This is a genomic window from uncultured Caballeronia sp., from assembly GCF_964243625.1.
Taxonomy (GTDB): Bacteria; Pseudomonadota; Gammaproteobacteria; order Burkholderiales; family Burkholderiaceae; genus Caballeronia.
In genome coordinates this window covers 1-3,832 of sequence record NZ_CAXTGZ010000571.1, presented here as the reverse complement: position 1 = coordinate 3,832, position 3,832 = coordinate 1, and the positions used below count along the sequence as shown (strand labels likewise).

Here is a 3,832-nt window from a genome sequence, read left to right as displayed (position 1 = left end):
CGTGGGCGAGGCGTCGTCGGCGAACGCACTCGTGGACACAGCCGCGAACACGGCGACGGCTAATAGCGTGTGATGGCGCATGACATTCCTCAGTGTAGGTCAGATGGGCGATGGTGCCGAGCGGCAAAAAAATTATATGTTGCCATATAAAATAATGCGACAACATATGTTTAAACACGAGCGATAAGGTGTTGCCGCAAGCGAAAGTGCCGCCCGCAAAGAAAAACCGGGTTCCTTCACGGGAAACCATACGTGTGTCGCCACGAACGTCTTGACGTTGTACGGGATCTGGTTCTGGTGCAAATAGATTCATTGGGTTGGTTAAAGTAGCGATCCAATCGATCTGGTGGCCGGTGATGAGCAAGCGCAAAGGTTTGGAGGGAATGTTCGATGGACGGCATTTTGATCGCGAGATCATTGTTCTCTGTGTGCGCTGGTACCTTCGCTACAAGCTCAGCCTGCGCGATCTGGTCGAGTGCGTTTCGGGCTGCGAAAGCCGCGCATGCGACGCTCACGCTCGCGCTCGCGTGTCGGTTGGTAGCTGTTTTCTGCCCGGATGTTCAATCGAGCTGCCGCTTTGATGAAAACGTGCTTCACCTTCGCAAGTTCCGGGATCTCGGCTTTTGCGGCCGGATAGCTGCGCAACTGATCGGTGACGATCTTGCGGGGCACCGGGTTCGAGCGCAGCACGCGCTTGAAGAAGCGTTTGGCGGCGGCCTTCTCGCGCCGCTTTTGCACCAGGATGTCGAGTTCGACGCCATGCTCGTCCACCGCACGCCGGAGCAGCTCGGTTCGCCACGAAGCGAGACGAACATCTCGTCGAGGTGTCATATGCTACCCGGCTTGCATCGCGACGCTTTCACCCCGCTCGCAAAGCCCTTACCAAACTTGTCGCACCAGCACCGGATTGTCTCGTATGTCACGATGACCCCGCGCTGGAAGAGCAATTCCTCGATGTCACGCAAACTCAGCTGGAAGCGGAAATACCAACGCACAGCGCAACTGATGACCGAGGCGGGAAACGATGACCGTGGCAGAGCGATTTCGATTTCTTCATCACGTCATTCTACGGAACCTAGCCCGCTAACCTGACAATGCCAAGCAATGAGTTGGCTGTTTGGTTTCGGAACGTCATTGGGTTCGAGTTCGCTGGGCTATTACTAAATATGCCTGGCGTTTTACCACTGTGAATGATGAGGTACTGTGATGACGCAAATCCACCCCCAAGCCCGGACCACTCCCGTTGTACGAGCGGAAATCGCTCGATCTATGGAACCCACAGGCGTTGTTGCCAAGCGCTACGGCATTAGCGACGAGACAGTGCGTAGCAGGCTTGTCAGGACCGCTTGAGCCGCCCTAAGCGCCTGCCGTGGCGAGCTACTGACGAGGAACGCACCATCATCTGCACGGTGCGACGCGCTACGGGTTTCCCACTCAATGATCTGACCTTCGTGCTACGCCATTTTCTGCCACATATAAACCGCGACAGCGTTTACCGCGTACTCAAATCCGAAGGTCTCAATCAACGGCCACTAAAACCGATATCAGATCCCCTCAAGGGCCAAGGGTGCTTCAAGGAATACGACCTCGGCTTCGTCTATATGCACGTCAAGCATCCGCGAAAGCTACGCACGGCCGATGGGCAGGTGCGCAAACGCTTTTTATATGTGGCAATCGATCGCTGCTCGCGATTTGTCTTTCTGATCCACGCCGCAACTATCGCCGTCAGTGCGCTCTGATATTCCTCCAGTGTTGGATGATCGGATACCTCATCCTGAAGCAGTTGGGCGAGGGGCCAGGAGATTTTCTGCTCCGACGGCAGGTCATTTCGATCGAGAACGATAGCGTCGGGGATCCCTGACTGAACCGCTCCCCGTCGCAATGCCTCCAGGTCGCGCGTGGCCAGCTTGCGGGCGCGCGACGATTTTTTCTGCTGGCTGGCTTAGCCCATGTTTCTGTCCCCTTCGCTGCGTTCTGAATCCGAAAATTATAGCGGCCAGCTGGTCGCACAGACTGTGCTCAAGTGTGACGGCTTTGCCGGATTTTTTGCGCTACACTGTCCAGCCCATTCGAGATCCGGAATCCGGCATGGCGACCATCGAACGTACCGCGTATCCGAGGTTGCCCAAGGGTTTTTCACCGGAGGAACTGCAGGCGTTCTATGCGCCGGACGTCGAAGAGCTTGAGTGAGTGCGCCGCAACGCGCGTGGCCAGTCCTCGAGACTGGGCCTGCTGGTTCTGCTGAAGGTCTTTCAGCAGATGCACTACTTTCCCTTCGTTGACGCCATTCCCCCCGTTGTCATCGAGCACATCCGGGCGAGCGCGAATATAGGCGCCGAGGCCGCATTCGGCTACAACAGGGCAAGGTCGCCCGCCTTGTTTCGTCACTATGCGGCAATCCGCGAATTTCTCGGCATCCAGTCCTACTACGGCTCCGATGCCAACGAAATCGCGGTACGCGCGGCACATGAGGCCGCCGAGACGATGGATCAGCCGGTGGGCATCATCAATGCAGCCATCGACAGCCTGATCCAGCAGCAGGTCGAACTGCCCGCGTTCTCGACGCTCGATGCCATTGTGGAGCAGATCCACACGCGAGTTCAAACAGCACTGTTCCGACGTGTCTCGCGTCGCCTCTCTGATGAGGACAAGGCCCAACTGGACCGGCTGATCAAGCGCGAATTCAACCAGCGCCAGAGCGCGTACAACACCATCAAGCGATACGCCTTACGCCCATCGCGAAAGCATATCTCCCTGCTCGTCAACCATCTTGCCTGGCTCGATGGTTTTGGCGACTTCAACCATGCGCTGGAAGTGGTTCCGCGACAAAGCTGCGCTCCCTCTCGACGCAGGCGATGACTCTGGACGCGGCGAATCTGAAGGAAACCCTGCCGGAGCGGCGGTATACGCTCATTGTCGCGTTGCTGCATCAAATGCGCGTGCGAGCCCGCGACGACCTGGCCGAGACGTTCATCCGTCGTATGAGCGCAATCCACAAGCGGGCCAGGGAAGAGCTAGACCAGATCCAGGCACGTCAGCGCGAACAGATGGAAAGCCTGGTCGATACGCTTGACGGCGTCGTCAATATTCTCGACGACTATACCGACGACACCGACCTTGGTGCGCGTGTTCGCCAATATCTGGCGCCGTCGGGCGACCTCGATCCATTGCGCGAAAGCTGTGCCGAGGTCCGGGCCTACAGCGGCAGAAATTATCTGCCGCTGCTGTGGAGGCATTTCAAGGCACATCGATCAGTACCACTACGTTTGGCGCATGCACTGGCATGGAGCTCGACCACCCAGTCCGAGTTCTTGCTACAGGCAATGGAGGTCGTTTTCAGGAACGAATCGCTTCATCGCGAATGGATCAACGTCGAGGTCGATCTCAGCTTTGCTTCCGAGCGCTGGCGCAAGCTGGTTTTCCGCCCGCCCGAGAAGGGTGCGACGACAAACCGGCGTTATCTGGAACTGTGCGTACTGTCCGCCATGACGAGGGAACTGCGCAGCGTAGACTGTGCGTAGCCGACTCGGATGCCTTTGCAGACTATCGCGATTACCTGTTGCCCTGGCATGAATGTGAGAAGCGCCTGCCGGGATACAGCGAGAGGCTTGGCATTGCCGACAGCAGTGCCGGCTTTGTGGCGCAGCTGCGCGAATGACTCTCCGATGCCGCACGCCAGTTGGATGAGCGTTTTCCCGAGAAGTCCGACCATGTGACGGTCAACAAGGCAAGTGAGTTTGTTGTCCGTCGCACCACGGCGACGGTCATCCCGGAAAGCGCGGGGGCCCTGCAAAAGGCGGTCGTCAAGCGCATGCCTGTGCGCAATCTGCTG

The 3,832-nt window shown here is 57.7% G+C and carries 1 protein-coding gene and 4 pseudogenes; 3 read left to right on the top strand and 2 right to left on the bottom strand.

Going from position 1 to position 3,832, the window contains the following annotated elements; all coding sequences use genetic code 11:
• Positions 1–418, bottom strand: a 418-nt coding sequence (locus ACFFAR_RS27260; protein WP_375508822.1) for a hypothetical protein, incomplete at its 3' end; no start/stop codon positions are given.
• Between ACFFAR_RS27260 and ACFFAR_RS27255 the strand changes: the two are divergent.
• Positions 357–485, top strand: a pseudogene (locus ACFFAR_RS27255) (IS6 family transposase); the annotation flags it as partial. The gene ACFFAR_RS27260 and the pseudogene ACFFAR_RS27255 overlap by 62 nt on opposite strands.
• Here the strand turns inward: ACFFAR_RS27255 and ACFFAR_RS27250 are convergent.
• Positions 472–1,057, bottom strand: a pseudogene (locus ACFFAR_RS27250) (IS6 family transposase); the annotation flags it as partial. The pseudogenes ACFFAR_RS27255 and ACFFAR_RS27250 sit on opposite strands and share 14 nt — an antisense overlap.
• 149 nt (positions 1,058–1,206) lie before the next feature.
• Here ACFFAR_RS27250 and ACFFAR_RS27245 point away from each other — a divergent pair.
• Both ACFFAR_RS27245 and ACFFAR_RS27240 read left to right on the top strand, forming a co-directional pair.
• Positions 1,207–1,703: pseudogene (locus ACFFAR_RS27245) on the top strand (IS481 family transposase); the annotation flags it as partial.
• A gap of 385 nt (positions 1,704–2,088) precedes the next feature.
• Positions 2,089–3,832: pseudogene (locus tag ACFFAR_RS27240) on the top strand (DUF4158 domain-containing protein); the annotation flags it as partial.